Origin of the sequence: Mangrovactinospora gilvigrisea (genome assembly GCF_001879105.1) — a bacterium.
In the GTDB taxonomy this organism is placed as follows: domain Bacteria; phylum Actinomycetota; class Actinomycetes; order Streptomycetales; family Streptomycetaceae; genus Mangrovactinospora; species Mangrovactinospora gilvigrisea.
In genome coordinates this window covers 93,533-118,395 of sequence record NZ_MLCF01000011.1, presented here as the reverse complement: position 1 = coordinate 118,395, position 24,863 = coordinate 93,533, and the positions used below count along the sequence as shown (strand labels likewise).

The window sequence follows — 24,863 nt, the reverse complement described above, 5'->3', positions numbered from 1 at the left end:
TCCTCGGCGTCGTCCTCCGGGGGCGGGGGCGCGTCCTCCGGGGGGGCCTCCGCCGATTCCGGCGGGGGAGGCGGGGGCGCGTCGCTGATGTGGTCGCTCATGACGGCGCGTCACCCGCGCCCGCGTGCTTGCGGTACAGCCGCACCCAGGGGAGCGTCTTGCGCGGCCACGCCGCCCGCGCCGCGTGGACGAAGACGCAGGCGCGGTAGTCGGCGAGGGCCGCGGGGTCCGGCGACGGCGGGGCCACCGCGTCGCCCACCTCGGCCGTCCACACGGCCGTCTCGCGCCACCATGCCGCCCGCTCCGCCGCGGACTGCGGGTACGCCGCGACGCGGCGCCGCAGCTCGGGGCCGTGCTCGTCCGGCCACACCGCCGTCGCCGCCCGCGTGCGGAAAGCGCAGCGGTGCGCGCACCCCTCGCACTCCTCGAACGGCGCCACCGCCGCGTCCACCTCGGGGGTCGCCGACGTCCACGCCGCGAACCTCCCGCGCAGGTCCGCGCCGGACGCGAGCCGGGCGTGCCCGCCCCCCGCGGACGCGGCCCGCACGTCCGGCACCCGCACCAGCGCCGGGCGGTCCAGCGCGTCGTGGTGGGCGAACGCCGTGAACCGCTCCAGCGTCGCCGCGTACCGCTCCTGGTCCGCGTTCATCCGCATGGTGCCGCCGAGCAGCAGCCGGTCCTCCTCCGCCGGGAGCCGGTGCATCACCTTGAGGTTGGTGTTCTTGTAGGCGTCCTCGACCAGCTTCCCCGGCACCTGCTCGACGATCACCAGCCCCTCCCCGTACTTGCGGTTCTCCGCCAGGGAGTTGGCGAACGCCTCCGCCGCGCGGGCCCGGGCGTTGCCCTCCCGGGCCTCCCCGGAGGAGCCGGCGTCCGACCCCCGTCCCAGCAGCCGGTGCGCCTCCTCCAGCACCGTCACATGCGCCAACCCGCCCCCGCCGCGCGCCAGCGCCTTGTACCGCGAGGTCAGCGCCTGCAGCAGCAGCGCCGCCACCAGCGACTGCTCCTTCTCGTTGTCGCCGACCGCCGCCAGCTCCAGCACCACCGGACGCCGCAGCAGCTCGTCCACCGGGAAGGACCGCGCCACGTCCAGCGTCGTCCCGCACGCCCCCTCCGCCAGCTGCTCCGCCCGCAGCCGGGACGCCGCCACGATGTTGTCGCGGACCTCCCCGCTGTAGTCCAGCGCCTCCGTCACCTTCCGCATCTCGGTGACGAACGCCCGCAGGGTCGGCCACCTCCCCAGGTGCTGCGGGCCGGCCGGCTCCGAGGCCACCAGCCCGGCCCGCGCGTACATCTGACGCAGCGCCCGGTTGTAGATCCCCGGCAGCGGGTCCCACAGCCCGAACGCCGCGTCGAAGCAGGCCAGCAGCCCCGCCGCCCATGCGCCGATCCGCACCCCGTCCGGCGGCTGGAACGGGTTGAGCCGCAGCGGCGCCACCTCCTCGTCGCCGACCGTCAGCACCAGCAGGTCCTCGAAGCCGGGGCGCGTCGCCAGCCACCGGTAGTCGTCCAGCTCGGCGTTGACGGGCTCCACCACCAGGAACGGCACCCGGTGGTCGCGCCACAGCTGCTCGCAGAAGGCCAGCGTGGAGTTGGTCTTTCCGGTGCCGGTGGCGCCCGCGAAGAGCGCATGGCGGGTGAGCGCCTCCAGCCCGATGCCCAGCGGGCCGGCCTCCCGGTCGTGCACCAGCTGCCGGCCCAGCGCGACGGACGGCCCGTCGGGGCGGTAGTCCGCCTCCCCGGGCAGCCCGGGCCGCCGCACCGCGATGCCGGGCAGATGCCCGGCCGCCGCGGCCGGCAGCCGGAACGCCTGGCCGGCCTCCCGCGCGTCCACCAGCTCGGCGAGCAGCCGCAGCTGCGGCGAGAGCGGCTCGGGCAGCCGCCACGCCGCGTCGCCGCCCCAGCGGGCGTGCTCCAGCGTCGTCAGGTTGTGCCAGGCGGCCGGCGCCTCGATGCCGGGGACGGGACGCACCGTCAGATGCGCCGGCCCGCCGAACGTGCGGGTGAGGACGCCGCCCGACTCGCGCCCGTCCCGCTCCGGCGGGGCGATCACCGAGCCGGCCAGCTCGCCCAGCGACTCCGGCAGCGGCGCGGGCGAGGCCAGCGCGATCCGCACCCGGAAGGCCCGCTGGACGTAGCGGCGGGCGGCGTCGGCGAAGACCCGGGCGGCGTCCACCGCGAAGGCGTCCGGCGTCAGCTCCACGGCCGCCGACCACAGCCCCTCCGGCAGCCGCCCCTGCTCGGCGAGGCGCCCGTACTGGCTCGCGATGCGGTGCAGCGCGGGCCCCAGGTCGTCCGGCACCCGGTACGGCTCCAGGCCGACGCTGAGCAGCACGGGGTGCGGATGCGCCGCCAGCGCGCCGAGCAGCGGGTCCCAGGCGACCGGGCCGCCGCCGAACGGCTGCGGGGCGAGGTAGTAGCGGACGCCCGCGTCGGGGCGGCTGGGCAGCGCGGTGCGGAACCGCTTGCGCACCTCCAGCAGCCCGCCGGCGTCCGGCTCGGGGAACGGGCGCAGGGCCAGCGCCACCTCGGCCGCCGACGCCACGGGGGCGGTCTGCACATGGGCGGGCGCGTCGGCGAGCCGGTCGCGCAGCGCCAGCGCGGCGGCGGACGCCTCGCCGCTGCCGGCGGCGGTGGTGCGTCCCAGCAGATGGACCGTCAGCCGGCGGGCCGCCGGGTCGGAGAGGAACCGCAGCTCGATCCGGGGCGCGTGCTGCTGGTCCCAGAGCCCGGCGAGCCAGGCCGCCTCCGCCTCGGCGGCGCGGGACCGCCGCCCGTCCTCGGGGAGCTCGGCGTACTCGGTGAGCTCGGTGAGATCGGCGGCGGCCTCGATGCGGACGGCCGTCCACGCCCAGGCGGTGCCGCCGGACTCGGCGGTGAGCACCCCCGGGGCGGTCACGACCCCGACCCGGTGGGCGGCACCGGGGGAGCGGGCGGCTGCGGGGGCAGCGGCATCGGCGGGAGGGGCTGCGCGGGCTGCGTCGGCGCGCTGAGGTCCTGCACCGGCAGCTCCTGCCCGAACGCGGAGGCGATGCTCACCTCCAGCCCGTTGACGACCGTCTCCACGCCCTCCCGGGTGGCCGAGTGGACGGCCTCCCGCATGGCCCGCGCCCGCTCCGTGCGGAGCATCTGCCGGACGGTGTCGGAGCGGCCGACCAGCGCCCCGAGGAGGTCCTTGAGGAAGACGCCGATGAGGACGGCACCGCGCCGGCTGCGCCACATCGTCCAGCCGACGTAGAGGCCGGTGCCGTAGGCGAAGACCGAGACGAACGCGGAGTAGCGGCCGCTGCTGACGACCAGTCGGTTGTTGACGATCTCCCGCCCGATGATGTCGGACCGGATGCGGGAGGGCACCGCCGAGACCGGCACCCGGCGGTGCGCCAGGGTGCCCCAGATCGCGGCGTAGGCGGAGTCGGCGGCGGCGGAGCGGCCGTCCAGCAGCGTCTTCCACTCCGAGATCGGCTCGTCGAGCCGGTAGAGCAGCAGCACGGCGAGGAAGACGATCAGGCCGATGCCGTAGGAGACGAGCAGCCCCTGGACGAGGCCGCTGCCCGGGTCGCCGGAGGAGTAGCCGTCGTAGCCGTAGGAGCCGCCGCCGCTCTCGTCGCTGATGTAGTTGATCAGGGTGACGAGGGCGCCGACCAGGGTGACGGCGAGCCCGGTGAGCGCGGCGACCGCCCACAGCCGCAGCAGCGTGCGCAGCCGCACCGACTCGTCGAGCTTCATCTCCATGTCGATGTACTGCAGGGAGGCCGATCGCGCCTCCCCTGGCCCCGCCGCCCCCCAGGCGCCTGCCGCGGGACCGAACTCGCCGGACATCTCCCACCCCCCGAATGACCGCAACCGCCGGTGTGTCCACCACATTGTGGCGGCAGGGACCCAAGTGGGGGAAGCGGCAGGGATGGTGACGCGTCGTCGGGAGCCGGTCGTTCGGTCGTGCGTGCGCCGTTGTGCGGTGCGGGTTTCGTCAGGACACTGGGCTCCACTGCCGGAGCGGGGCGAGGTGGTGTGGAGAGATGGGCGGTGTGCGGCTGGTCGTCGTGGACGACCATCGGCTGCTGGCGGAGGCGCTGGCGACGGCGCTGGGCCGGCGCGGGCACCTGGTGCTCGGCGTGGGCGCGCCGGTGGACACGGCGCCGGAGCTGGTCTCCGGGCGCCGTCCGGAGGTGTGCGTGATGGGGGTCGGCGACCCCCTGGAGCCGGGCGCGTTCGCCGCGCTGCGGCGGATCTCCCGCGAGCGGCCGGGGATAGCGGTGGTGGTGATGGGCCCGGTGGCGGAGCCGGCGGGCGTGGCGGCGGCGTTCGCGGCGGGCGCCGGCGGGTACGTCCGCCACGACGAGCGCGTCGAGGGCGTGGACCGCGCGGTGCGGCTCGCGGTGGCGGGGGAGGCGGCGGTCGCCCCGGAGCTGCTGCGGGCGGCGTTCGGCCGGATGGTGCGCCCCGACGCGGCGCCGGCGCCGCCCGACGACGAGGCGGCGCGCCTGCTGCGGGTGCTGACGCCCCGTGAGCGGGAGGTGCTGGCGCGGGTGGTGGACGGCGAGGGGACCCGTCAGATCGCTGAGGGGATGGGCATCGCGCTCTCCACGGCGCGGACGCATGTGCAGCGGGTGCTCACCAAGCTGGGGGCCCGTTCGAGGCTGGAGGCGGCAGCGACGGCGGCGCGGACGGGTCTGCTGGAACGCATGCGGCCCGCTGCCGCCTGACGCGCCCGCGGGGCGGTCGGGGTGCCGGGGCGCAGGGGCGGCAAACCCCGGCTCAGGGCACCTGAAGCCCGCTCAGCAGCCGGTCCACCACCACGCCGGCGTCGTCCCGCCCCTGCACGGGATCCTCGCAGCGCGCCATGTAGAGGCTCGCCTCGGAGATCAGCCCCGCCATCATCCGGGTCAGCGGCGCCACCGGCAGGCGCGCGATCCGCCCCTCCTCCATCGCCTTCTCCAGCCACTGCGCCAGCAGGCTGTACCCGTGCTTCTCGACGAGGCCGTCCCACGCCTCGTGCCCGAAGACCGACGGGCCGTCGACCAGCATCACCCGCTGGAAGTCGCCGTTCTCCAGACAGACGTCCAGAAATGCATGGATTCCGTCGCAGAGCTGGTCCCACGCGTCCACCTCGACGTCCTCGCGGGCACGCTGGAGTTCACGGTCGATCAGGGATTCCGCCATCTCGGTGGCGACCTCCTCCATGACCGCCCGGAACAGGTCCGTCTTGTCCTTGAAGTGGTGGTAGAGCGCGCCGCGGGTGACCCGGGCGCGGCTGACGATCTCCTCGGTGCCCGTCGCGGCGAAGCCCTGCCCGGCGAACAGCTCGCGGGCAGCCGTTATCAAAGCTTGACGGGTATCCGCAACGTGTTCGTCTCGACGGGTGCGTGCCATGCCCCTATCCTCGTACATACAGCCTGTATGTTGCAGGCCGGCAGTCAGGAAAGCGCAGCGGCTGCCGACATCAGCTCGAAGGGAGTCGTGAGGGCCGATGGGTCTGCCGATGCATCTGGTTGCCAAGCAGGGCGCGTACCTGGTCAAGCAGAAGATCAAGGGAGTCAAGAAGTTCCCGCTGCTGGTCGAGGTCGAGCCGCTGTTCGCGTGCAACCTCAAGTGCGGAGGCTGCGGGAAGATCCAGCACCCCGCCGCGCTGCTGAAGCAGCGGATGCCGGTGGAGCAGGCGGTCGCCGCGGTGGAGGAGTGCGGCGCGCCGATGGTGTCGATCGCGGGCGGCGAGCCCCTGATGCACCCCCAGGTGCACGAGATCGTCAATGAGCTGATCCGGCGCAAGAAGTTCGTGGTGCTCTGCACCAACGCCGTGCTGATGCCCAAGCACCTGCACAAGTTCACGCCGAACAAGAACTTCGCGTGGATGGTGCACATCGACGGCCTCAAGGACGTCCACGACGAGGCGGTCTCCAAGGAGGGCGTCTTCGACCAGGCGATCGAGGCCATCAAGCAGGCCAAGGCGGCCGGGTTCCAGGTCTACACCAACAGCACCTTCTTCAACCTGGACTCCCCGCAGGACGTCATCGACGTCCTGGACTACCTCAACGACGAGGTCGGCGTCGACCGGATGCAGATCTCGCCCGGGTACGCCTACCAGAAGGCCCCCGACCAGGACCGCTTCCTCGGCGTGACGCAGACCCGGGAGCTGTTCAAGAAGGCCTTCGGGCAGGGCCGGCGGAAGAAGTGGCGGCTCAACCACTCCTCGCTCTACCTGGACTTCCTGGAGGGCAAGAAGGACTTCGAGTGCACCCCGTGGGGCATTCCGTCCTACTCGCTCAAGGGCTGGCAGAAGCCCTGCTACCTGCTGGACGACGGCTACGCCGAGACCTACCAGGAGCTGCTGGACACCACCGACTGGGAGAACTTCGGCCGCGGCAAGGACCCTCGCTGCGACAACTGCATGGCGCACTGCGGCTACGAGCCCAGCGCGGTGATGGCGACCATGGGTTCCCTCAAGGAGAGCCTGCGCGCCCTCCGCGCGACCGCCTGAGCCGCACAACCGCCGTTCAACGCAAGGAACTGCGCGAGTCACCGGTGTTCTCCGGTCACTCGCGCAGTTCCTTGCGCCCCTTGCGGGGCGCCTACTCGGTCACTCGGTGGACGTGCCGTCCTGCTCGGACGCCTCGGCCGCCGGGACCTTCTGCGGGTTCAGCTTGGCCCACAGCAGGAACACCACGCCCAGCACCAGCATCCCCACGCCGGTCCACAGGTTGATGTTGATGCCCTGCGCCTTGTCGATCTCCGCCTGGCCGTCCGTCAGGCCGACGATGCCCACGATCACGCCGTAGAGCGCGAAGAGGCCGCCGATCAGCAGTCGGATGTCGAAGAGGCGGGAACTGGCGGACTTGCGCTCGAGCTCCTCGACCTCACGCTGGAGTTCGCTCATGATGACGATCTTCCTTTGGTAGCGGCGGGTCAGAAGGAGAAGGGCAGGTAGAGCAGGATCGCCAGCACGATCGCGCTCCAGCCGAGCAGCGCCGGGCGGCGGTACCACTTGCGGTCCGCCGCGTCGACGACCTCCTCGACGCCGGGCGCCTTGGTGCCGTAGACGAGGCCCGCGATCTCCTCGACCTTCCGGGGCTTGGTGACCAGGCTGACCACGACCATCACGACCGCGCCGGCGACGAAGCCCGCGATGGCCGAGACGAAGTTGGCGCCCTGGTCGCTCGGGATCGAGATGACCCCGGTCTTGTAGAGCCCGAAGTAGTTGACCATCGCCGCGGTGGTGCCGGCGACGAGGCCCCAGAACCCGGCCGCGGCCGAGGCGCGCTTCCAGAACAGGCCGACGATGAAGACCACGAACATCGGCACGTTGAAGAACGAGAAGAGCGTCTGCAGGTACGACATGATGTTCGACGCGTGCGAGGCGATGAACGCCGTGGCGATGGAGACGATCACGCCGATCGCGGTGATCCAGCGGCCGAACTTCAGGTAGTACTCGTCGGGGCGGTCCTTCTTGACGTACTTCGCCCAGATGTCGGTGGTGAAGACGGTGTTGAAGCCCGAGACGTTGGCCGCCATGCCGGCCATGAACGCGGCCAGCAGACCGGTGACGGCGACGCCGAGGACGCCGTTCGGCAGCAGCTGCTGCATCAGTGCGGGGATCGCGTCGTTGTAGCCGATCGAGGAGCCGGGGGTGCCGATCTTCGGGATCACGACGGCGGCCACCAGGCCCGGGATCATCACCAGGAAGACGATGAACATCTTCGGGAAGGCGGCGATCAGCGGGGTGCGCTGCGCGGCGGAGAGGTTCTTGGCGGAGAGCGCCCGCTGCACCTCGGCGAAGTTGGTCGTCCAGTAGCCGAAGGCCAGCACGAAGCCGAGGCCCATGACGATGGTGAACCAGTTGGCGCCGAGCGCGTTGGGGTGCCCGATGCCGGTGCCCTCCCAGGCGTGCATGAACGCCGAGCCGTGGCTCTTCGTCAGCGAGTGCGACAGCCCGTTCCAGCCGCCGACCCGCTTGAGGCCGAGGATGGAGAGCGGGATGAGCGCCGCGAGGATGACGAAGAACTGCAGCACCTCGTTGTAGATCGCCGAGGAGAGGCCGCCGATGGTGATGTACAGCAGCACGAAGACGCCGCCGACGACGATGGCCACCCACAGCGGCCAGCCCAGCAGGGCCTGGACGACGAGGGCCAGGGCGTAGAGGTTGACGCCGGAGACCAGCAGCTGCGCGAAGGCGAAGAGGATCGCGCTGAGCAGGTGGGACGAGGCCCCGAACCGCTGCTGCAGGAACTCCGGGACGGAACGCACCTTCGACTTGTAGTAGAAGGGCATCATCACCAGGCCGAGGAAGACCATGGCGGGGATCGCGCCGATCCAGTACCAGTGCACGACGGAGACGCCGTACTGCGCACCGGTGGCCGCCATGCCGAGGATCTCGGTGGCTCCCAGGTTCGCCGCGATGAAGGCGAGACCGGTGATCCAGGCGGCCATGGACCGGCCGGAGAGGAAGAAGTCGAGGCTGGTCTTGACGCTGCGCCGGGCGGCGAAGCCGATGCCCAGCACCACGACGAAGTAGATCGCCAGGATCGCGTAGTCGATGCCGTTGACGGACAGCCTGAGTCCGGAGGCGGCGAGTTCGTTCATGAGGGTCTTTCCGTTCCTAACCGGCCCGTCCGCACTGAGGGGCCGTTCGAGGGCCCAAACACCGTAAGCGCACATCATCGAACAAAGGAACACACGCAACCGCTTTGTGATGTACATATCTGCCCGCTGTGCGATCCGTGGGCGGAAGTAGGTCCAGAGTGTTGACAATTGTTGGCTTGTGTTCGAACCTGCTGGCGTAGGGTGTGGCCCCGGAGCAGGAGGAGACTCAGTGAAGAAGACCGCCACTTCGTTGGCCGACGGTCGCGAGCTCATCTACTACGACCCGGACGACGGCACCGTCCGCGACGCCGTCGACCGGCGCCCGCTGCCCGTCACCCACACCGAGTCGCAGCTGCGGCACGACCCGCTCCTCGACGAGTGGGTCGTCCTCGCCTCCCACCGGCAGAGCCGCACCTTCCACCCGCCGGCGGACCAGTGCCCGCTCTGCCCCACCCAGGGCGACCGGCTCACCGAGATCCCGGACTCCTCCTACAACGTCGCGGTCTTCGAGAACCGGTTCCCCTCCCTCTCCGGCGGCCCCGAGGGGCCCGTCACCGGTGAGCCGTTCGCCTCCCGGCCCGGGGCCGGCCGCTGCGAGGTGGTCTGCTTCACCGACGACCACACCAAGTCCTTCGGGGACCTGACGCCGGCCCAGGCCCGCCTCGTCATGGAGGCCTGGGTGGACCGCACCGGGGAGCTCTCCAGCCACCCCGGCGTCGAGCAGGTCTTCTGCTTCGAGAACCGCGGCAAGGAGATCGGCGTCACCCTGGCCCACCCGCACGGCCAGATCTACGCCTACCCCTTCACCACCCCGCGCACCGAGCGGATGCTGGCCTCCGCGGCCGCCCACCGCCGCCGCACCGGGCGCAACCTCTTCGAGGACGTCCTGGCCGCCGAGAAGGCGGACGGCAGCCGGATCGTCGTCGCGGGCGAGCACTGGACGGCGTTCGTCCCGCACGCCGCCCACTGGCCCTACGAGGTCCACCTCTACCCCAACCGCCGGGTCGGCGACCTGCTCGCGCTCGACGAGGCGGAGAAGGAGGAGTGGTCCGAGATCTACCTCGACCTGCTCCAGCGCTTTGACGGGATCTTCAGCGACGGTGAGCGCACCCCCTACATCTCCGCCTGGCACCAGGCCCCGTTCCGCGGCGGGGAGGAGTTCGCCCTCCACCAGGAGCTGTTCACCATCAAGCGGGCACCCAACAAGCTGAAGTATCTTGCGGGCTCGGAGTCCGGAATGGACGTGTTCATCAACGACGTCCGGCCTGAGGCCGCGGCGGAACGACTTCGGGAGCTCGGAGCATGAGCAGCAGCACCAGCAGTACCGCCGGCAGCGGCGAGAAGGTCCTGGTCACCGGCGGGGCCGGGTACGTCGGCAGCGTCGTCGCCGCGCATCTGCTGCGCGACGGCTACGCCGTCACCGTCCTCGACGACCTGTCCACCGGGCACCGCGGGGCCGTCCCGGCCGGCGCCGAGTTCGTCGAGGGCCGCATCCAGGACGCCGCGAAGGTGCTGGACGGCGCGGGCTTCACCGCCGTGCTGCACTTCGCCGCCTCCTCGCAGGTCGGCGAGTCGGTCGCGAACCCCGAGAAGTACTGGACCAACAACGTCGCCGGGACGCTGGCGCTGCTGACGGCGATGCGCGCGGCCGGCGTCGGGCGGCTGGTCTTCTCCTCCACCGCCGCCGTCTACGGCGAGCCCGCCACCGTCCCCATCACCGAGGACCTGCCGCAGGCGCCCACCAACCCGTACGGGGCCACCAAGCTGGCCATCGACCACACCATCGGGTCGTACTGCGCCGCCTACGGGCTCGCCGCCACCAGCCTGCGCTACTTCAACGTGGCCGGCGCCTTCGGGGAGTTCGGCGAGCGCCACGACCCGGAGAGCCACCTCATCCCGCTGGTGCTGCGCGCCGCCGCCGGGCTGCGCGAGAACGTCGCCGTCTTCGGCACCGACTACCCGACGCCGGACGGCACCTGCATCCGCGACTACATCCACGTCGCCGACCTCGCCGAGGCGCATCTGCTGGCGCTCCGCCACTCCACCGCGGGCGAGCACCTGATCTGCAACCTCGGCAACGGCGAGGGCTTCTCGGTGCGCCAGGTCATCGACACCGTCCGCCGGGTGACCGGCCGCGAGGTGCCGGTCGTCGAGGCCGACCGCCGGGCCGGCGACCCGGCCGTGCTGGTCGCCTCCTCCGAGCGCGCCCGCAAGCGGCTGGGCTGGCAGCCCACCCGCACCGACCTCGACGGCATCGTCGCCGACGCCTGGCGGTTCTTCGTCCAGGCCCACGGAGTGGAGGAGCAGAGTTGAGCGAGCCCGTGCAGCGCACCGCGGCGGAGGTCGCGGCCGCCTTCGGCGAGGTCTTCGGCGGGGAGCCCGCCGGCGTCTGGGCCGCCCCCGGGCGCGCCAACGTCATCGGCGAGCACACCGACTACAACGAGGGCTTCGTGCTGCCCGTCGCCCTGCCGCACGCCGCGTACCTCGCGGTGCGGCCGAGGGAGGACGGCCGGCTGCGGATCGTCAGCGCCCAGATGGCCGTGGACGGCGCCGGAGCCGCCGTCATCGAGGCGGACCTGGACGCCGTCCAGCCCGGCAGCCCGGCCGGCTGGGCCGGCCACCTGGCCGGCGTCGTCTGGCAGCTGCGCCGCGAGGGGCACCAGGTGCCCGGCGCGGACCTCTACCTGGACTCGACGGTGCCGGTGGGCGGCGGGATGTCCTCCTCGCACGCCATCGAGTGCGCAGTCGCGCTCGCCTACGACGAGCTGTTCGACCTGGGCCTGGACCGGCCCGAGCTGGCCCGGGTGGCCCAGCACGTGGAGAACGACTTCATCGGCGCCCCCACCGGGATCCTCGACCAGATGGCGTCGCTGTGCTGCACCGAGGGCCACGCCATGTTCCTCGACACCCGCGACCTGTCGTCGCGTCAGGTGCCGCTGGACCTGGTGGGCGAGGGGCTGCGGCTGCTGGTCGTCGACACCCTCGTCAAGCACTCGCACGCGGACGGCGAGTACGGCAAGCGCCGGGCCGGCTGCGAGGCCGCCGCGGCGGCGCTGGGCGTCCCCGCGCTGCGGGACGTCCCGCTGGACGGGCTGGAGGCGGCGCTGGCGCGTCTGGACGACCCGGAGCTGCGCCGGCTGACGCGCCATGTGGTCACCGAGGACGCCCGGGTGGAGCAGGTCGTGGCGCTGCTGGACGCGGGCCGCGTCCGGGAGATCGGGCCGCTGCTGGTCGAGGGGCACGCCTCGCTCCGCGACGACTACCGCGTCTCGGTGCCCGAGCTGGACACCGCCGTGGAGGGCGCCCTCGCGGGCGGCGCGCTGGGCGCCCGGATGATGGGCGGCGGCTTCGGCGGCTCGGCGATCGTCCTGGCGGACGCGGACGCGGTGGAGAAGGTCGCGGAGTCCGTGAAGGCGGCGTTCGCCGCGGCGGGCTACCGGGAGCCGCGGGTCTTCGAGGCGGTGCCGTCGGCGGGGGCGCGTCGCCTGGGCTGAGCCGCCGCGGGCGGCGCGGCGCCTTGTTGCTGCCGCCCCTTCGCCCCGGCACCCACCCGCCCTGCCGCGCAGGGCAGGGGGTGCCGGGGCGACGGTGTGTCAGCCGCGGGTCGCGCGGCGGCGCATCAGCCAGGCGCCGGCGGCGACCAGCACCGCGGCGACGCCGGCCAGCCCGGCGTAGAGCGGGCCGTTGCTGCCGGTCTCGGCGAGCGAGTCACCGCCCGTGGACGGGGACGGCGCCGGGGTGGCCGTGGTGTCCCCCGCCGGGGCCGTAGAGCCGGGCGAGGACGCCGAGGCGGACGGCGCGGTGCTGCCCGCGGGCGTGCTCGGCGACGCGGTCGGCGTGGACGTCCCGCCGCCGGCCGGCGGGGTGGCGGCCGGCGTGCTCGGGGTGGTGGTCGGCGGGGTGGCGCTCGCCGACGGGGAGGGCGTCGTGGTGCCGCCGCCGGAGGTGCCGCACTCCACCCAGAACACCTTCTGCTTCGCCCGGCCGTGCTCGCCGTCGAAGTTCCAGTACAGCTTGTAGTGCCCGTCGGGCAGCGTCATGACGTCGGTGCGGCCCTGGCCGGCGGCGTCCAGCGTCAGCGAACCGGTCTTCACCACCTCGCCCTTGGGGCCGGTGGGCGCCCAGGCGGCGATCCGCCAGTCGACCTTCTGGCTGCCGTCGAAGTTGAAGCCGTCCAGGTAGAACGCGCAGACATGCGGCTCGTTGCGCTGGTCGTCCGGCGGCGTGCTGTCCTTGTGGATCTTGACGTCGCCGTTGTCGCCCGGCGCCGCGGCGAACGCGGAGGGCGCGGCCCAGACCAGGCCGGCGGCGAGCGGCAGGACCGCCGCGACACGGGCCGAGCGGCGTATGAAGGGGATGGTCATCGAGATACCCCGGGGATTCTCTTGTGGCAGGGAAGAGTTGACCGTGCATGGGATGTTCAGGACAAAAACGCACGGAGGGGTGGATGCGGCACACCCCCACCTATCTGGATTCGCGCCGTCCGCGCAAGGTTGCGCAACGACGGTCACAGATGGATCACAGAATCCCCAGCGCCCCGCGGGCCTCTAGCGCCCCAACCAGGCCGCGCCCAGCACCACCGCACCCGCCAGCGCCAGCGCCCCCGCAGGACGCGGCAGGCCCGCACCCAGCCGCAGCAGCAGCCCGCCCAGCAGCAGCGCCCCGCCGAACACCACCCAGGCGAGCAGGAATCCGGCCACTCCGGTGCGCACCGCCACGTTCGTCCCGGGGCGCAGCGCCACCGCGACCTTCTCGCCCTTGTGCGCCGCGATGGTGGAGATCCGCACCGTCCGGGGCGCGCTGTCGCCGCTCCTGTCCGGCGTGAACGTCCCCGTGCAGCCGCTGGTGGTGGAGCAGGCGGCCACCGCCATGCTGCCGCGCACCCGCGTCGAACCGGTGGCGTCCTGGGTGCCCTTGACGCCCATCCAGAAACCGGACACCAGCAGCACCAGGACCACCAGCTCGAAGAAGACCACCTTCAGGCGACGCCCCGCCGCATTGCTCTTGACCATGGTCCGCCGATCCTTCGGGAACGGGGGACGGATGTCAACGCGAGGGACGGGCCATCACTCCTGAGCGGAGGCTCAGGAGTTGAACGCGGACTGCGCCCGCTCCAACCCCTGGGTGATCAGCGCCTCCGTGGCGTCCGCGGCCCGGTCCACGAACCACTCCAGGTCCTTCTTCTCGGTGGAGGAGAAGTCCCGCAGCACGAACGAGGCGACCTCCATCCGGCCCGGCGGGCGGCCGATGCCGCAGCGCACCCGGAAGTACTCCGGGCCCAGCGCCTTGGTGAGCGACTTCAGCCCGTTGTGGCCGTTGTCGCCGCCGCCGCGCTTCAGCCGCAGCGTCCCGTAGTCGATGTCCAGCTCGTCGTGGATCGCGATCAGCCGGGACGACGGGATCTTGTAGAAGTCCAGGAGCGCGGTGACCGGCCCCCCGGAGGTGTTCATATAGCTCATCGGCTCGGCGAGCACCAGCCGCGGCCCGCCGATGCCGAGCCGGCCCTCGGCCACCCGGGCCCGCGCCCGGTGCGCCTTGAAGGACGCGCCGAGCCGCTCGGCCAGCAGGTCCGCGACCATGAAGCCGATGTTGTGCCGGTTCCCCGCGTACTCGGGACCGGGGTTGCCGAGCCCGGCGACGAGCCAGGGGCCCGCGGTGTCCGCGGGCCCCTGGGCGTCACCGGCGCGCGACGAGGTGGACGCGCTCACGATCTCTTGAACTCCCGTTCGGGATCGGGCCGGATGAAGAGGAAGACGAAACCGTCCGCCGGGCTCAGGCCTCGGCGGCCTCCTCGCCCTCGGCCGCGGCCTCCTCGGCCTCCTCGGCCGGGGCCTCCTCGGCCTGCGCGGCCACGACCTGCAGCACGACGTCGTCGCCCTCGATGGCGAGCGAGACGCCCTCGGGCAGGGTGATGTCCTTGGCCTGCACGGCGTCGCCGGCGGCCAGGCCCTCGACGGAGACCGTCACGGACTCGGGAATGTGGGTCGCCTCGGCCTCGATGGGGAGGGTGTTGAGGACGTGCTCCAGCAGGTTCGGGCCGGAGGCCAGCTCGCCCTCGACGTGGATCGGGGCCTCGACGGTGACCTTCTCGCCGCGCTTGACGACGAGGAAGTCCACGTGCTCCAGGAAGCCCTTGAGGACATCGCGCTGCACGGCCTTCGGCAGCACCAGCTGGTTGTCGCCGCCCTCGACCTGCAGCTCGATGAGCGCGTTGGAGTTCTTCAGGGCCATCATCAGCTCGTGGCCGGGAACGTGCAGGTGAACCGGCTCGGAGCCGTGGCCGTAGACAACGGCCGGCACGCGGGACTCGGCGCGCAGGCGGCGCGAGGCGCCCTTGCCGAACTCGGTGCGGGACTTCGCGGGAATGTTGATCGCGGCCACGGGGGCTCCTTGCGCTGCGGGGTCGAACTGCGTCGAACCGGACGGAGGGTCTGCTTCGCCAGGCGAGCGTCCGAGCAGCACAGCAGCGGCACGAGCGGCACAGCACGTCGATCACGGACACGCGTCCTGGACGGCCTCGCGGTCGACCGGGCGCGCTCCCTCGCCGGGCATCCCGGGGAGTCTACCCGGAAGGTGCGGGATGCCGGAAATCCGCGGCCGTGCGGGCCGCGGATCCCCGGCGGGTGCCCTACTTCGGGTCGAAGAGGCTGGTCACCGAGCCGTCCTCGAAGACCTCCCGGATCGCCCGCGCCACCAGCGGCGCGATGGAGAGCACGGTGAGCGTGTCGAAGTGCCGCTCGTCCGGGATGGGCAGCGTGTTGGTGACCACCAGCTCGCTGATGTGCGAGTTCTTCAGCCGGTCGACGGCCGGGCCGGAGAGCACCGGGTGCGTCGCCGCCGCGACCACCTTCGCCGCGCCGTTGGCCATCAGGGCCTCCGCCGCCGCGCAGATCGTCCCCGCGGTGTCGATCATGTCGTCCACCAGGACGCAGGTGCGGCCCTTCACATTGCCGACCACCTCGTGGACGGTGACCTGGTTGGCCACGTCCGGGTCGCGCCGCTTGTGGACGATGGCCAGCGGCGCGCCCAGCCGGTCGCACCACTGGTCGGCGGTGCGCACCCGGCCGGCGTCCGGCGACACCACGGTCAGCGACTCCCGCTCGTAGCGGTCGCCGACGTAGTCGGAGAGCATCGGCAGCGCGAACAGATGGTCGACCGGGCCGTCGAAGAAGCCCTGGATCTGACCGGTGTGCAGATCGACCGACATCAGCCGGTCGGCACCCGCGGTCTTGAACATGTCGGCGATCAGACGGGCCGAGATCGGCTCCCGCCCGCGGTGCTTCTTGTCCTGCCGGGCGTAGCCGTAGAACGGCATGATCACGGTGATCCGCTTGGCGGAGGCGCGCTTCAGCGCGTCCACCATGAGCAGCTGCTCCATGATCCAGTTGTTGATCGGCGAGGTGTGGCTCTGGATGACGAAGGCGTCGCTGCCGCGCACCGACTCGTCGAACCGCACATAGGTCTCGCCGTTCGCGAAGTCGATGGCCTTGGTGGGAACCAGGTCCACCCCCAGCTCCGAGGCCACCTCCTTGGCCAGCGCGGGATGCGCGCGGCCGGTGAAGAGCATGAGTTTCTTCTCGCCGGACGCGGTAATGCCGGTCACTGCACGTCTCCTCGCTGCGCTAGCGCCCGTCACGCGCGGGTGGGTGTCCGGTCGCCGGTGGGGGGTGTACCAGACAACCCTAACCGCGATCTTCGGGCGATTCGTCCCCGGCATCCCCGACCGGGCCCGCGGCCGCCGCCCGCTCCGCCGCCTCCGCGGCCGCCGTGCCGGCCCGCTTGCGGAGCACCCAGCCCTCGACATTGCGCTGCTGGCCGCGGTTGACGGCGAGCGAACCGGACGGAACGTCCTTGGTCAGCACCGAGCCGGCGCCGGAGTAGGCGCCGTCCCCGACGGTGATGGGCGCCACATACATGTTGTCGCTGCCCATCCGGCAGTGCGAACCGACGGTGGTGTGGTGCTTGTTGACGCCGTCGTAGTTGACGAAGACCGAGGCCGCGCCGATGTTGGTGCCCTCGCCGATGGTGGCGTCGCCGACGTAGGACAGGTGCGGCACCTTCGAGCCCGCGCCGATGTCGGCGTTCTTGGTCTCGACATAGGTGCCGATCTTGCCCTTGGCGCCCAGCACGGTGCCCGGCCGCAGGTAGGCGTAGGGGCCGACGGTGGCGCCGTCCCCGATCCGGGCGCCGAGCGAGGTGGTGTTGCTCACGGTGGCGCCGGCGCCCACCCGGGTGTCGGTGAGCGTGGAGTTGGGGCCGACCTCGCAGCCCGCGCCGAGGTGGGTGGAGCCGTGCAGCTGGGTGTTGGGGTGCACCACCGCGTCCGGCTCGAAGGTGACGCCCACCTCCAGCAGCGCGGTGGCCGGGTCGACGACGGTGACGCCGGCCCGCATCGCCGCCTCGACCAGCCGCTCGTTGAGCAGCCGGCGGGCGGCGGCGAGCTGCACCCGGTCGTTGACGCCGAGGAACTCGCGGTGGTCGGCGCCGAGCGCGGCGCCCACCCGGTGGCCGGCGGCGCGCAGGATGCCCAGCACGTCGGTGAGGTACTCCTCGCCCTGGCTGTTGTCCGCCCTGACCTGGGTGAGCGCCTCGGCGAGCAGCTTGCCGTCGAAGGCGAAGATGCCGGAGTTGATCTCGGTGACGGCGCGCTGCTCCGCGGTGGCGTCCTTGTGCTCGACGATGCCGGTGACGGACCCGTCGGCGTCCCGGACGACGCGGCCGTAGCCGGTGGGGTCGGCGACGTCCGCGGTGAGCACGGTGACGGCGTTGCCGTCCGCGGCGTGCCCGTCGGCGAGGCGCTGCAGCGAGTCGGTGGTGAGCAGCGGGGTGTCGCCGGTCGAGACGATCACCGTGCCGTCGACGCTCTCCAGCGCCTCCAGCGCGATCCGGGTGGCGTGCCCGGTGCCGAGCTGCTCGGCCTGGTAGACGGCTTTGACCTCGGGGAACGCCTCGGCGAGGTAGGCGGTGACGGTGTCGGCCTGGCAGCCGACGACCACGGCGAGCTGCTCCGGCCCCAGCCCCTGCCCGGCGGCGGTCACATGACCCACCAGCGGCCGCCCGGCGACGGCGTGCATCGTCTTGACGAGCGCGGACTTCATGCGGGTGCCGTTGCCTGCGGCGAGGACGATGACGGCGGCCGGTCGGACGTGGGTCACGGCGGAGGTCTCCTCGGCGTCGTTGGTTGTGCTGATGGGACGACAGACCGAGGGTATCGGGGGCGAGTCGCCGGGACTCGAACCGACTGAGGTTCCGCCGCCTGGACTCGAACCAGGACAAACACCTTCAAAGGGTGCAGTGCTGCCAATTACACCACGGCGGATCATTTCGCCCGAAACGGACATCATGCACTTGTCGCGCGCTGATTCGCCTCGGCGCCCTCTACTATGCCGTACCACCACCCCTCCATGCGACGGTACCGGTCTCTGCTCTGGACAACCGAGACCGTCAGGCAGCCTCGGTAGTGCTCGCCGGTGTTCTTGCGGGCCGTCGTCGGGTTGTGCTTCTTGAGATTGGTCTTGTTGAGGTCCTCGACGCGAACCCCGACCCGCTCGGCCCAGAACCGCTCGGCCCCCGCCACGTCGGCGCGCTCGTGGATCGAGACCCGGAACCTGCGGTCCTCCCTGGCGACACCCATCAGCTCCAGCCATCGCAGGTGCACATCGATGACGTCGGGGTCGCTGTTGATGAACACCAGTCTCTCGAACCGCCGGTACGGCTTGTCCTTCGCGCCCTCCGCCCAGTAGAGCGCCGCGCCGATCAGCATCAGCTCACGATCTGTCAGCGCGCCCACCTCGCTCGCGGCCTCGCGCTTCACCCGCTGCCGCTCGATGTCGCGGATGCGGTTGACCTCGTCCCAGTTGGCCTGGATCGCCTGCCGCCGCTGCTCCAGGCCCTCCGGCGTCACCGTCGGGTGCGGCAGATCCCGGACCCACAGGGAGACCGAGCTCTTCGACACTCCCAGTTCCGCCGCGATCTGCGGATACGTCCTCCCCGCGAGGCGCAGCTCCCTCGCCCGCTCCCGCACCTCGTCCTTGGCGTTGGGCCGCCGTGTCCACCCCGGCGCGGGGATGCCCCTGCACCAGTCGCGGACCGTCGACAGCGGCACCCCCGTCGCGGCCGCGATGCCCTGGCCGCTGAGGCCCGCGCGCCGGAGGCGGCGAACCTCCTCGCGGATTTCGTCTGTGTGTGGCATGGGGTGAGCCTCGGGCAAGTCAAGGGCGGTCGGCGGGAATTGTGCGGTTCTCCCTCGTTCGAGTGGATCCGGGACGCCACAGGTGTCACCTGCGGCTACTGACGTCACAGGACGGCCCGGCCTCTTCCCAGATCACCGGGGGCGGCTGCCATACTGGCCGCGCCGAGCGTTATGGATTCGTAGCCTCGGTTCCTCTACCGCGAAGGACGCCCATGTCTGCTCCGACCGACGTGCTCCCCAGCATGACGCCCGGCGACGGTGAGGGCGGCGCCGACGACACCAAGCTCGGCACGCTTGCGTCCGACACCCGATCGGTCCTGCAGCGGGTCACGCTCGGCGCGTTCATCTTCACCCCCTTCGTCGCCCTGCTGGCGGCGATCCCGATCGCCTGGGGGTGGGGGCTGAGCTGGCTGGATCTGGTCCTCGGCATCGCCTTCTACTTCATCGGCTGCCACGGCATCACCATCGGGTTCCACCGCCACTTCACCCACGGGGCGTTCAAGGCGAAGCGGGCGCTGCGGGTGGCGATGGCGATCGCCGGCTCGCTGGCCCTGGAGGGGCCGGTGATCCGCTGGGTCGCCGACCACCGCAAGCACCACAAGTTCTCCGACCGCGACGGAGACCCGCACTCCCCGTGGCGCTACGGCGAGACGCTGCCGGCCCTGATCAAGGGCCTGTGGTGGGCGCACATGGGCTGGATGCTCGACAAGGAGCGCACCGACCAGCGCAAGTACGCCCCCGACCTGATCAAGGACAAGGCGCTGCGCCTGGTGTCCCGTCAGTTCCTGCTCTGGGTCGGCGTCTCCCTGCTGCTGCCGCCGCTGATCGCCGGCCTGGTGACGTGGTCCTGGTGGGGCGCGCTCTCGGCGTTCTTCTGGGCCTCGCTGGTGCGCGTCTCGCTGCTGCACCACACCACCTGGGCGATCAACTCCATCTGCCACGCGGTGGGCCGCCGGCCGTTCAAGTCGCGCGACAGGTCGGGGAACGTCTGGTGGCTGGCGGTGCTCTCCTGCGGCGAGTCCTGGCACAACCTGCACCACGCGGACCCGACCTGCGCCCGGCACGGCGTGCTGAAGGGGCAGATCGACTCCTCGGCGCGGGTGATCAGCTGGTTCGAGCGCTGGGGCTGGGTGCACGACGTCCGCTGGCCGAGCGCCGAGCGCATCGACGCCAAGCGGGCGGTCGCGTCCTCCTAGCCGCCGGTCGGCTCCAGGAACTCCAGGCGGTTGCCGACCGGGTCGTAGCTGTAGAAGCGGCGGTGGCCCGGGAGGTTGTCGTCCCACTCGACGTCGGCGCCGTGCTCGGCCAGCCGCGCCGCGAAGGCTTCGATGCCGGTGACTCGGATGCCCGGGTGCGCCTTGCGGGCGGCCCGGAAGTCCTGCTCGATGCCGAGGTGGAGCACGCAGCTGCCGGCGCCGAACCAGCAGCCGCCGCGGGCGGCCAGCACCGGCGGCTTGACCAGTTCGGTCATGCCCAGAGCGTCGCGGTAGTAGCCGCGCAGCGCGTCCTCGCTGCCGGGCGGGGCGGCGAGCTGGGTGTGGTCGAGCGCGCTGATCATGCGTCAGCCCTCCTTGGCGGAGCTCGCTGTGGTGTTCGCGGTGGCGCTCTTGGTGGCGACGACGAAGACGCGGCGGAACGGCAGCACCGTCCGGCCGTCGACGGACGGGAAGGCCGGGCGCAGCCGGGCGCCGTACTCCGCGAGGAAGGCGGTGCGGTCCGCGTCGTCGTGCAGGGCGCTCAGCACGGGCCGCAGCGCGGTGCCGCGCACCCAGTCCAGGACGGCGTCCTCGCCGGTGAGGACGTGCTGGTAGACGGTCTCCCAGGCGTCCACCTCGCAGCCCAGCGCCATCAGCCGGTGCAGGTACTCGGCGGGGGCGAGGACCTCCCGGTTGAACTCCCCGAGCCCGGCGAGCTTCTCGCGCCAGCGCGGCTGGTCGATGGTCTCGGCGAGCAGCAGGCGCTGCGGGCTGTCGTAGTTCGCCGGCACCTGGAAGGCGAGCGTGCCGCCGGGGGTGAGCCGGTCGACCCACCGGGGGAAGTGCTCGGCGTGGTCGGGGAGCCAGTGCAGCGCGGCGTTGGAGATGATCAGCTGCTGGTGGTGGGCGGGCTGCCACTCGACGATGTCCGCCAGCTCCAGGTCGAGCCGGCCGCGCCGGCCCTTGCCGCGCCCGTGGACGGGCCCGGCGACGCCGGCGGCGCGGCGGAGCATCTCGTCCGAGGAGTCGACGCCGGTGACGAGCGCGTCGGGCCAGCGCTCCAGCAGGTGGACGGTGGTGGTGTCGGCGGTGCCGCAGCCGAGGTCGGTGATGCGGTGGCGGAGACCCGACGACGGCGGAGCGAGGTCCGGGGGCTCGGGGACGCGGGCGAGCAGGTCGTGGAAGGGCCGGGCGCGGTGGTCCGCGTGACGAAGGTATTGCTGGGGGTCCCATTGAGCGCGCATGGTGGCTCCTCACGCCGTGTGCTGACGACGTGACGACCTTCCCGCGAAACTCTCTTGATGTCAAGAGACTTTATGTCGACAGAACGTCTACACTGATCGCATGGAGGATGAGGTCGATCGACTGGTCGCAGCGTGGCGGCGGGAGCGGCCGGACCTGGACGTCGCCCCGCTGGAGGTGCTGAGCCGGGTCAGCCGGCTGGCACGCCACCTCGACCGCGCCCGCCGGGCCGCGTTCGCGGAGCAGGGGCTGGAGTCCTGGGAGTTCGACGTGCTGACCGCGCTGCGGCGCGCGGGGGAGCCGTACCAGCTCTCGCCGGGGCAGTTGCTGACGCAGACTCTGGTGACGTCCGGGACGATGACCAATCGCATCGACCGGCTGGCGGCGAAGGGCTTCGTGGAGCGCCAGCCGGATCCCGCGGATCGCCGCGGCGTGCTGGTCCGTCTGACGACGGTGGGGCGGGACCGGGCGGACGAGGCGCTGTCGGAGCTGCTCGACCACGAACGCGAGATCCTCGGTGAGTTGACGTCCACTCAGCGGAAGGCGCTCGCCGGCTTGCTCCGGACGCTCGTGGCGCCCTTCGACAACTAGCCGCTCACCGTCCGCCGCCCCTCCGCCCCGGCACCCCACCCGCCCCGCGGGGCCGGGCCCGCGCGAACCGCCCGGCCGCGTCCCGCCGCGGCGGAGCCGCGGTTGGGGGCGCGGGGAACTGCGCGAGTGAGAACAGCGGACCGTTCACCCGGCAGCAAACCCCGCACCCCGCGGCGCGTTCCCGCCGGCGTCAGCCGGTGTTGCGGAGGCCAGCGGCGATGCCGTTGACGGTGAGCAGCAGCGCCCGCGCGATCTGCTCGTTCTCCGGGCTCTCCATGTCTTCGCCCGCCTCCGCCGCGTCCCGCTGCCGCCTCAGCAGCGCGACCTGCGCATAGGAGATCGGGTCGAGGTAGGCGTCCCGCACCCGCAGGGTCTGCTGCAGCACCGGGTCGTTGTCGAGCAGCTCCTGCTCGCCCGTCAGCGCCAGCAGCTCCTTCATGGTGCGCGCGTGCTCCGCCTCGATGTCCGCGAAGACGTGCCGCAGCTCCTCCGGCACGAGCGTCTCCACGTACTGCCCGGCGATCCGCAGGTCCGTCTTGGCCATCGTCATCGCGACGTTGGAGAGGAAGTTGCGGAAGAAGTGCCAGTGCCCGTACATCTCCTCCAGCACGTCGCTCAGCCCGGCCTCGCGCGCCGCCGCCAGGCCCGCGCCGACGCCGAACCAGCCGGGGACGATCTGGCGGGACTGCGTCCAGCCGAAGACCCACGGGATGGCCCGCAGCCCCGACAGGCCCGCGCCGGAGTCGGGCCGGCGCGACGGGCGCGAGCCCAGGTGCAGGTTGGAGAGCTGGTCGACCGGCGTGGAGGCGAAGAAGTACGGCGGCAGGTCGGGGTCGTCCACCAGCTTCTTGTACGCCGTGAAGGACGCGTCCGAGACCAGGTCCATGCACGCGTCCCAGCGCGCCAGTGCCTCCTCGGACTGCCGCGGCTTGGTCAGCAGCGACGCCTCCAGCGTGGCGGAGACCGTCAGCTCCAGGTTCTCCCGGGCCAGCGACGGCACCAGGTACTTGTCGGAGATGACCTCGCCCTGCTCGGTGACCTTGATCGAGCCCTCCAGCGTGCCGTACGGCTGCGCCAGGATCGCGTCGTAGGTCGGGCCGCCGCCGCGGGCGACCGTGCCGCCGCGGCCGTGGAAGAGGCGCAGCTTGACGCCGTGCCGGTGCGCCACGTCGCGCAGCCGCCGCTGGGCGCGGTGCAGCTCCCACTGGGAGGTGGTGATGCCGCCGTCCTTGGAGGAGTCCGAGTAGGCGAGCATGACCTCCTGGAGGTCGCCGCGCAGCGCCACCAGCCGACGGTAGGACGGGTCGGAGAGCATGTCGTCGAGGATCGCGTCGGCGGAGCGCAGCTCGTCCGTCGTCTCCAGCAGCGGCACGATGCCGATCCGGGCGGTGCCGGAGTGCAGGTCGATCAGGCCGGCCTCGCGGGCCAGCACCACGGCGGCGAAGACGTCGTCCGCGGCCCGGCACATCGAGATGATGTACGACTCGATGATCTCGTCGCCGAAGGTCTCCAGCGCCTCGCGCATGGTGTGGAAGACGCCCAGGGTCTTGGCGCCGGCCGGGTCCAGCGGGGCCGGGGTCGGCGACAGCGGGCGGCGGGAGCGCATCTCCTTGGCCAGCAGCGCCTGCCGCTCCTCGCGGGGCATGTCGGTGTAGCGCCAGGACTCCTCGCCGAGCCGGTCGAAGAGCTGGCCGAGGGCGTGGTGGTGGGCGTCGGCGTGCTCGCGGACGTCCATGGTGGCCAGCTGGATGCCGAAGGCGGCCAGCGTGCGCACCACCCGGCCGAGCCGGCCGTCGGCGATCAGCTCGCCGCGGTGGGCGCGCAGCGAGTCCTGCATCACCGTCAGATCCTTGATCAGATCGGCGGATCCCAGGTAGTCGCGGCCGGCCTGGTGGGGCGTGCCGGAGATGAGGCGCTTGCGGGTGTTGAGCAGCTTGTGGCGGATCGCGGTGGCCTTGAGCCGGTAGGGCTCCTCCGCGTTGATCCGGCGGTAGCGGGCCGGGATCTCCGGCAGCGCCTCCAGGTCGGCGCGGAGCGAGTCCAGCAGCTCCTGGTTGGCCTCGGCGTTGCGCAGCGAGGACGACAGCGAGGAGCGCAGCTCGTCCACCATGGCGAGCGCGTCGTTGATGCCGTGCTCGTGCTGGAGGTTGAGCACCTGCCGGGTCACCTCGGGGGTGACGTTCGGGTTGCCGTCGCGGTCGCCGCCGATCCAGGTGCCGAAGGTCAGCGGGCGGGCGGTGGCCGGCATCTCGATGCCGATCTTGGCGAGCTGGGCGGCCAGCTCCTCCAGGACGTCGCCGGCGGCCTCGGCGTGCAGCTCGTCCAGGTAGTAGACGGCGTTGCGGGCCTCGTCGGCGGGCTCGGGGCGGTTGCCGCGCAGCTCGTCGGTCTGCCAGAGCAGGTCGATGATCTCGGCGAGGCGGCGGCCCACATGGTGGCGGTCGATGCCCGCCGGGTCGGCGTCGAGCAGCTCGGCGAGCTTGCGCTGCTTGGTCAGCACGCTGCGGCGGGCGGCCTCGGTGGGGTGCGCGGTGAAGACCGGGCGCACCTCGAGGTTGGCGGCGACCAGGCGCAGCCGCTCCGGATCGGCGTCCTTCAGCCGCTCGGCGGTGCGGGAGAGGATGCTGCCCTCCGCGGCGCTGCGGGCGCGCAGCTCGCGGCCGCGGTGCACCTGCTCGGTGACGTTCGCGAGGTGGAAGTACGTCGAGAAGGCCCGGACCAGCTTGGCGGCGGTGGCGGGTTCGACGGTGGCCAGGTGACGGGCTGCGGCCTCGCCGTCCGATCGGGTGAGGGCGCGCACGCGCTCCACCAGATCCAGCAGCTCGGCGCCCTCCTGGCGGACGAGGGTCTCGCCCAGGAGATCGCCGAGCCGGCGGATGTCGGCGCGGAGTGCGGCATTGGCGCGCAGGGTGGCCTCGTCCGGCGTGGCGGAAGCGGGGGACGGGGCAGGGGACGGAGCGTCCGGAGCGGTCATCGAATTCCTGGTTCCTTAGAGTGCGGCTCTCTCAGGGTGTGCGGACCGCGCTGTCCACGCATGCATACCTTATTAGGTTTACCCATTGTGTCGA

At 72.1% G+C, this 24,863-nt stretch carries 22 protein-coding genes and 1 tRNA gene; 7 read left to right on the top strand and 16 right to left on the bottom strand.

Translation table 11 applies throughout. The annotated features are described in order from the left end of the window. Positions 1-97: 97 nt before the first annotated feature. Entirely contained in the window at positions 98-2,899 is a 2,802-nt protein-coding gene (locus tag BIV57_RS03990) for a serine-rich family protein (protein WP_071655216.1), read from the bottom strand. Further along, positions 2,896-3,732, bottom strand: coding sequence for a hypothetical protein (locus tag BIV57_RS03985; protein ID WP_071655215.1), 837 nt, complete (start codon positions 3,730-3,732; stop codon positions 2,896-2,898). The genes BIV57_RS03990 and BIV57_RS03985 overlap by 4 nt, the downstream gene beginning before the upstream one ends. Positions 3,733-4,016: 284 nt before the next feature. Between BIV57_RS03985 and BIV57_RS03980 the strand changes: the two genes are divergently transcribed. Next, positions 4,017-4,703 (top strand): helix-turn-helix transcriptional regulator, encoded by a 687-nt coding sequence (locus tag BIV57_RS03980; protein WP_071655214.1) that lies wholly within the window; start codon positions 4,017-4,019, stop codon positions 4,701-4,703. Positions 4,704-4,755: 52 nt separating this feature from the next. Here the strand turns inward: BIV57_RS03980 and BIV57_RS03975 are convergent, their stop codons facing one another. Further along, on the bottom strand, positions 4,756-5,322 hold the full coding sequence (locus BIV57_RS03975) for a TetR/AcrR family transcriptional regulator (RefSeq protein WP_245797412.1): 567 nt from the start codon (positions 5,320-5,322) through the stop codon (positions 4,756-4,758). A gap of 145 nt (positions 5,323-5,467) precedes the next feature. On the opposite strand from BIV57_RS03975, the gene hpnH reads away from it, so the two are divergent. Next, positions 5,468-6,475: an adenosyl-hopene transferase HpnH gene (gene hpnH / locus BIV57_RS03970; RefSeq protein WP_071655212.1), complete on the top strand. Its 1,008-nt coding sequence runs from the start codon at positions 5,468-5,470 to the stop codon at positions 6,473-6,475. A gap of 99 nt (positions 6,476-6,574) precedes the next feature. Here the strand turns inward: hpnH and BIV57_RS03965 are convergent, their stop codons facing one another. Together BIV57_RS03965 and BIV57_RS03960 are read right to left on the bottom strand one after the other, a co-directional pair. After that, positions 6,575-6,871, bottom strand: coding sequence for a hypothetical protein (locus BIV57_RS03965; RefSeq protein ID WP_071655211.1), 297 nt, complete (start codon positions 6,869-6,871; stop codon positions 6,575-6,577). Between the two features lie 29 nt (positions 6,872-6,900). Continuing rightward, positions 6,901-8,574 (bottom strand): sodium:solute symporter family protein, encoded by a 1,674-nt coding sequence (locus BIV57_RS03960; RefSeq protein WP_071655210.1) that lies wholly within the window; start codon positions 8,572-8,574, stop codon positions 6,901-6,903. A gap of 229 nt (positions 8,575-8,803) precedes the next feature. On the opposite strand from BIV57_RS03960, the gene galT reads away from it, so the two are divergent. From galT to galK, 3 genes are read left to right on the top strand one after another with little or no spacing between them, the layout of a single operon-like run. Continuing rightward, positions 8,804-9,880, top strand: a complete 1,077-nt coding sequence (gene galT, locus BIV57_RS03955; protein WP_071655209.1) for a galactose-1-phosphate uridylyltransferase — start codon at positions 8,804-8,806, stop codon at positions 9,878-9,880. Continuing rightward, complete coding sequence (gene galE, locus BIV57_RS03950) at positions 9,877-10,887, top strand: UDP-glucose 4-epimerase GalE (protein ID WP_071655208.1); 1,011 nt, start codon at positions 9,877-9,879, stop codon at positions 10,885-10,887. Before galT ends, galE begins: the two co-directional genes overlap by 4 nt. Continuing rightward, positions 10,884-12,068 carry a galactokinase gene (gene galK / locus BIV57_RS03945; RefSeq protein ID WP_071655207.1) on the top strand — a complete coding sequence of 395 codons (1,185 nt, stop codon included), beginning with the start codon at positions 10,884-10,886 and terminating at the stop codon, positions 12,066-12,068. The genes galE and galK overlap by 4 nt, the downstream gene beginning before the upstream one ends. 99 nt (positions 12,069-12,167) lie before the next feature. Here the strand turns inward: galK and BIV57_RS03940 are convergent, their stop codons facing one another. From BIV57_RS03940 to BIV57_RS03905, 8 genes are all read right to left on the bottom strand, one after another. Then, positions 12,168-12,938, bottom strand: a complete 771-nt coding sequence (locus BIV57_RS03940; protein WP_107409430.1) for an LPXTG cell wall anchor domain-containing protein — start codon at positions 12,936-12,938, stop codon at positions 12,168-12,170. A gap of 183 nt (positions 12,939-13,121) precedes the next feature. Next, positions 13,122-13,586 (bottom strand): hypothetical protein, encoded by a 465-nt coding sequence (locus tag BIV57_RS03935; RefSeq protein ID WP_071655206.1) that lies wholly within the window; start codon positions 13,584-13,586, stop codon positions 13,122-13,124. A gap of 72 nt (positions 13,587-13,658) precedes the next feature. After that, positions 13,659-14,282 carry an aminoacyl-tRNA hydrolase gene (gene pth / locus BIV57_RS03930; protein ID WP_071655205.1) on the bottom strand — a complete coding sequence of 208 codons (624 nt, stop codon included), beginning with the start codon at positions 14,280-14,282 and terminating at the stop codon, positions 13,659-13,661. Between the two features lie 64 nt (positions 14,283-14,346). Continuing rightward, a complete protein-coding gene (locus BIV57_RS03925; protein ID WP_071655204.1) occupies positions 14,347-14,955 on the bottom strand; it encodes a 50S ribosomal protein L25/general stress protein Ctc in 609 nt (202 codons plus the stop codon). Positions 14,956-15,202: 247 nt separating this feature from the next. Continuing rightward, positions 15,203-16,177 (bottom strand): ribose-phosphate diphosphokinase, encoded by a 975-nt coding sequence (locus tag BIV57_RS03920; RefSeq protein WP_071655203.1) that lies wholly within the window; start codon positions 16,175-16,177, stop codon positions 15,203-15,205. Between the two features lie 79 nt (positions 16,178-16,256). Beyond that, positions 16,257-17,729, bottom strand: a complete 1,473-nt coding sequence (gene glmU, locus BIV57_RS03915) for a bifunctional UDP-N-acetylglucosamine diphosphorylase/glucosamine-1-phosphate N-acetyltransferase GlmU (RefSeq protein ID WP_071655202.1) — start codon at positions 17,727-17,729, stop codon at positions 16,257-16,259. A gap of 92 nt (positions 17,730-17,821) precedes the next feature. Beyond that, positions 17,822-17,893, bottom strand: a tRNA-Gln gene (locus BIV57_RS03910). 21 nt (positions 17,894-17,914) lie between these two features. Next, on the bottom strand, positions 17,915-18,766 hold the full coding sequence (locus BIV57_RS03905; protein ID WP_071655201.1) for a helix-turn-helix domain-containing protein: 852 nt from the start codon (positions 18,764-18,766) through the stop codon (positions 17,915-17,917). A gap of 212 nt (positions 18,767-18,978) precedes the next feature. On the opposite strand from BIV57_RS03905, the gene BIV57_RS03900 reads away from it, so the two are divergent. Further along, positions 18,979-19,962: an acyl-CoA desaturase gene (locus BIV57_RS03900; RefSeq protein WP_079169983.1), complete on the top strand. Its 984-nt coding sequence runs from the start codon at positions 18,979-18,981 to the stop codon at positions 19,960-19,962. On the opposite strand, the gene BIV57_RS03895 is transcribed toward BIV57_RS03900, so the two are convergent. Both BIV57_RS03895 and BIV57_RS03890 read right to left on the bottom strand, forming a co-directional pair. Then, positions 19,959-20,324 carry a VOC family protein gene (locus BIV57_RS03895; RefSeq protein WP_071655199.1) on the bottom strand — a complete coding sequence of 122 codons (366 nt, stop codon included), beginning with the start codon at positions 20,322-20,324 and terminating at the stop codon, positions 19,959-19,961. The two genes, BIV57_RS03900 and BIV57_RS03895, sit on opposite strands and share 4 nt — an antisense overlap. A 3-nt stretch (positions 20,325-20,327) precedes the next feature. Further along, positions 20,328-21,206 (bottom strand): methyltransferase domain-containing protein, encoded by an 879-nt coding sequence (locus BIV57_RS03890; RefSeq protein ID WP_071655198.1) that lies wholly within the window; start codon positions 21,204-21,206, stop codon positions 20,328-20,330. A gap of 100 nt (positions 21,207-21,306) precedes the next feature. Here BIV57_RS03890 and BIV57_RS03885 point away from each other — a divergent pair, with 100 nt between their 5' ends. After that, the gene (locus BIV57_RS03885) at positions 21,307-21,795 is read left to right on the top strand and encodes a MarR family winged helix-turn-helix transcriptional regulator (protein ID WP_071655197.1); all 489 of its coding nucleotides are present in this window, start codon (positions 21,307-21,309) and stop codon (positions 21,793-21,795) included. Positions 21,796-21,985: 190 nt separating this feature from the next. Here BIV57_RS03885 and ppc read toward each other — a convergent pair whose 3' ends face one another. Beyond that, the gene (ppc, locus tag BIV57_RS03880; protein WP_071655196.1) at positions 21,986-24,769 is read right to left on the bottom strand and encodes a phosphoenolpyruvate carboxylase; all 2,784 of its coding nucleotides are present in this window, start codon (positions 24,767-24,769) and stop codon (positions 21,986-21,988) included. Positions 24,770-24,863 lie beyond the last annotated feature (94 nt).

Bases quoted from the DNA above. Each gene is read 5' to 3' on its own strand.
- BIV57_RS03985 (WP_071655215.1), bottom strand. From the start codon at position 3,732: ATGGAGATGAAGCTCGACGAGTCGGTGCGGCTGCGCACGCTGCTGCGG.
- BIV57_RS03980 (WP_071655214.1), top strand. From the start codon at position 4,017: ATGGGCGGTGTGCGGCTGGTCGTCGTGGACGACCATCGGCTGCTGGCG.
- hpnH (WP_071655212.1), top strand. From the start codon at position 5,468: ATGGGTCTGCCGATGCATCTGGTTGCCAAGCAGGGCGCGTACCTGGTC.
- BIV57_RS03965 (WP_071655211.1), bottom strand. From the start codon at position 6,871: ATGAGCGAACTCCAGCGTGAGGTCGAGGAGCTCGAGCGCAAGTCCGCC.
- BIV57_RS03960 (WP_071655210.1), bottom strand. From the start codon at position 8,574: ATGAACGAACTCGCCGCCTCCGGACTCAGGCTGTCCGTCAACGGCATC.
- galE (WP_071655208.1), top strand. From the start codon at position 9,877: ATGAGCAGCAGCACCAGCAGTACCGCCGGCAGCGGCGAGAAGGTCCTG.
- BIV57_RS03940 (WP_107409430.1), bottom strand. From the start codon at position 12,938: ATGACCATCCCCTTCATACGCCGCTCGGCCCGTGTCGCGGCGGTCCTG.
- BIV57_RS03935 (WP_071655206.1), bottom strand. From the start codon at position 13,586: ATGGTCAAGAGCAATGCGGCGGGGCGTCGCCTGAAGGTGGTCTTCTTC.
- BIV57_RS03905 (WP_071655201.1), bottom strand. From the start codon at position 18,766: ATGCCACACACAGACGAAATCCGCGAGGAGGTTCGCCGCCTCCGGCGC.
- BIV57_RS03900 (WP_079169983.1), top strand. From the start codon at position 18,979: ATGTCTGCTCCGACCGACGTGCTCCCCAGCATGACGCCCGGCGACGGT.
- BIV57_RS03895 (WP_071655199.1), bottom strand. From the start codon at position 20,324: ATGATCAGCGCGCTCGACCACACCCAGCTCGCCGCCCCGCCCGGCAGC.
- BIV57_RS03890 (WP_071655198.1), bottom strand. From the start codon at position 21,206: ATGCGCGCTCAATGGGACCCCCAGCAATACCTTCGTCACGCGGACCAC.
- BIV57_RS03885 (WP_071655197.1), top strand. From the start codon at position 21,307: ATGGAGGATGAGGTCGATCGACTGGTCGCAGCGTGGCGGCGGGAGCGG.
- ppc (WP_071655196.1), bottom strand. From the start codon at position 24,769: ATGACCGCTCCGGACGCTCCGTCCCCTGCCCCGTCCCCCGCTTCCGCC.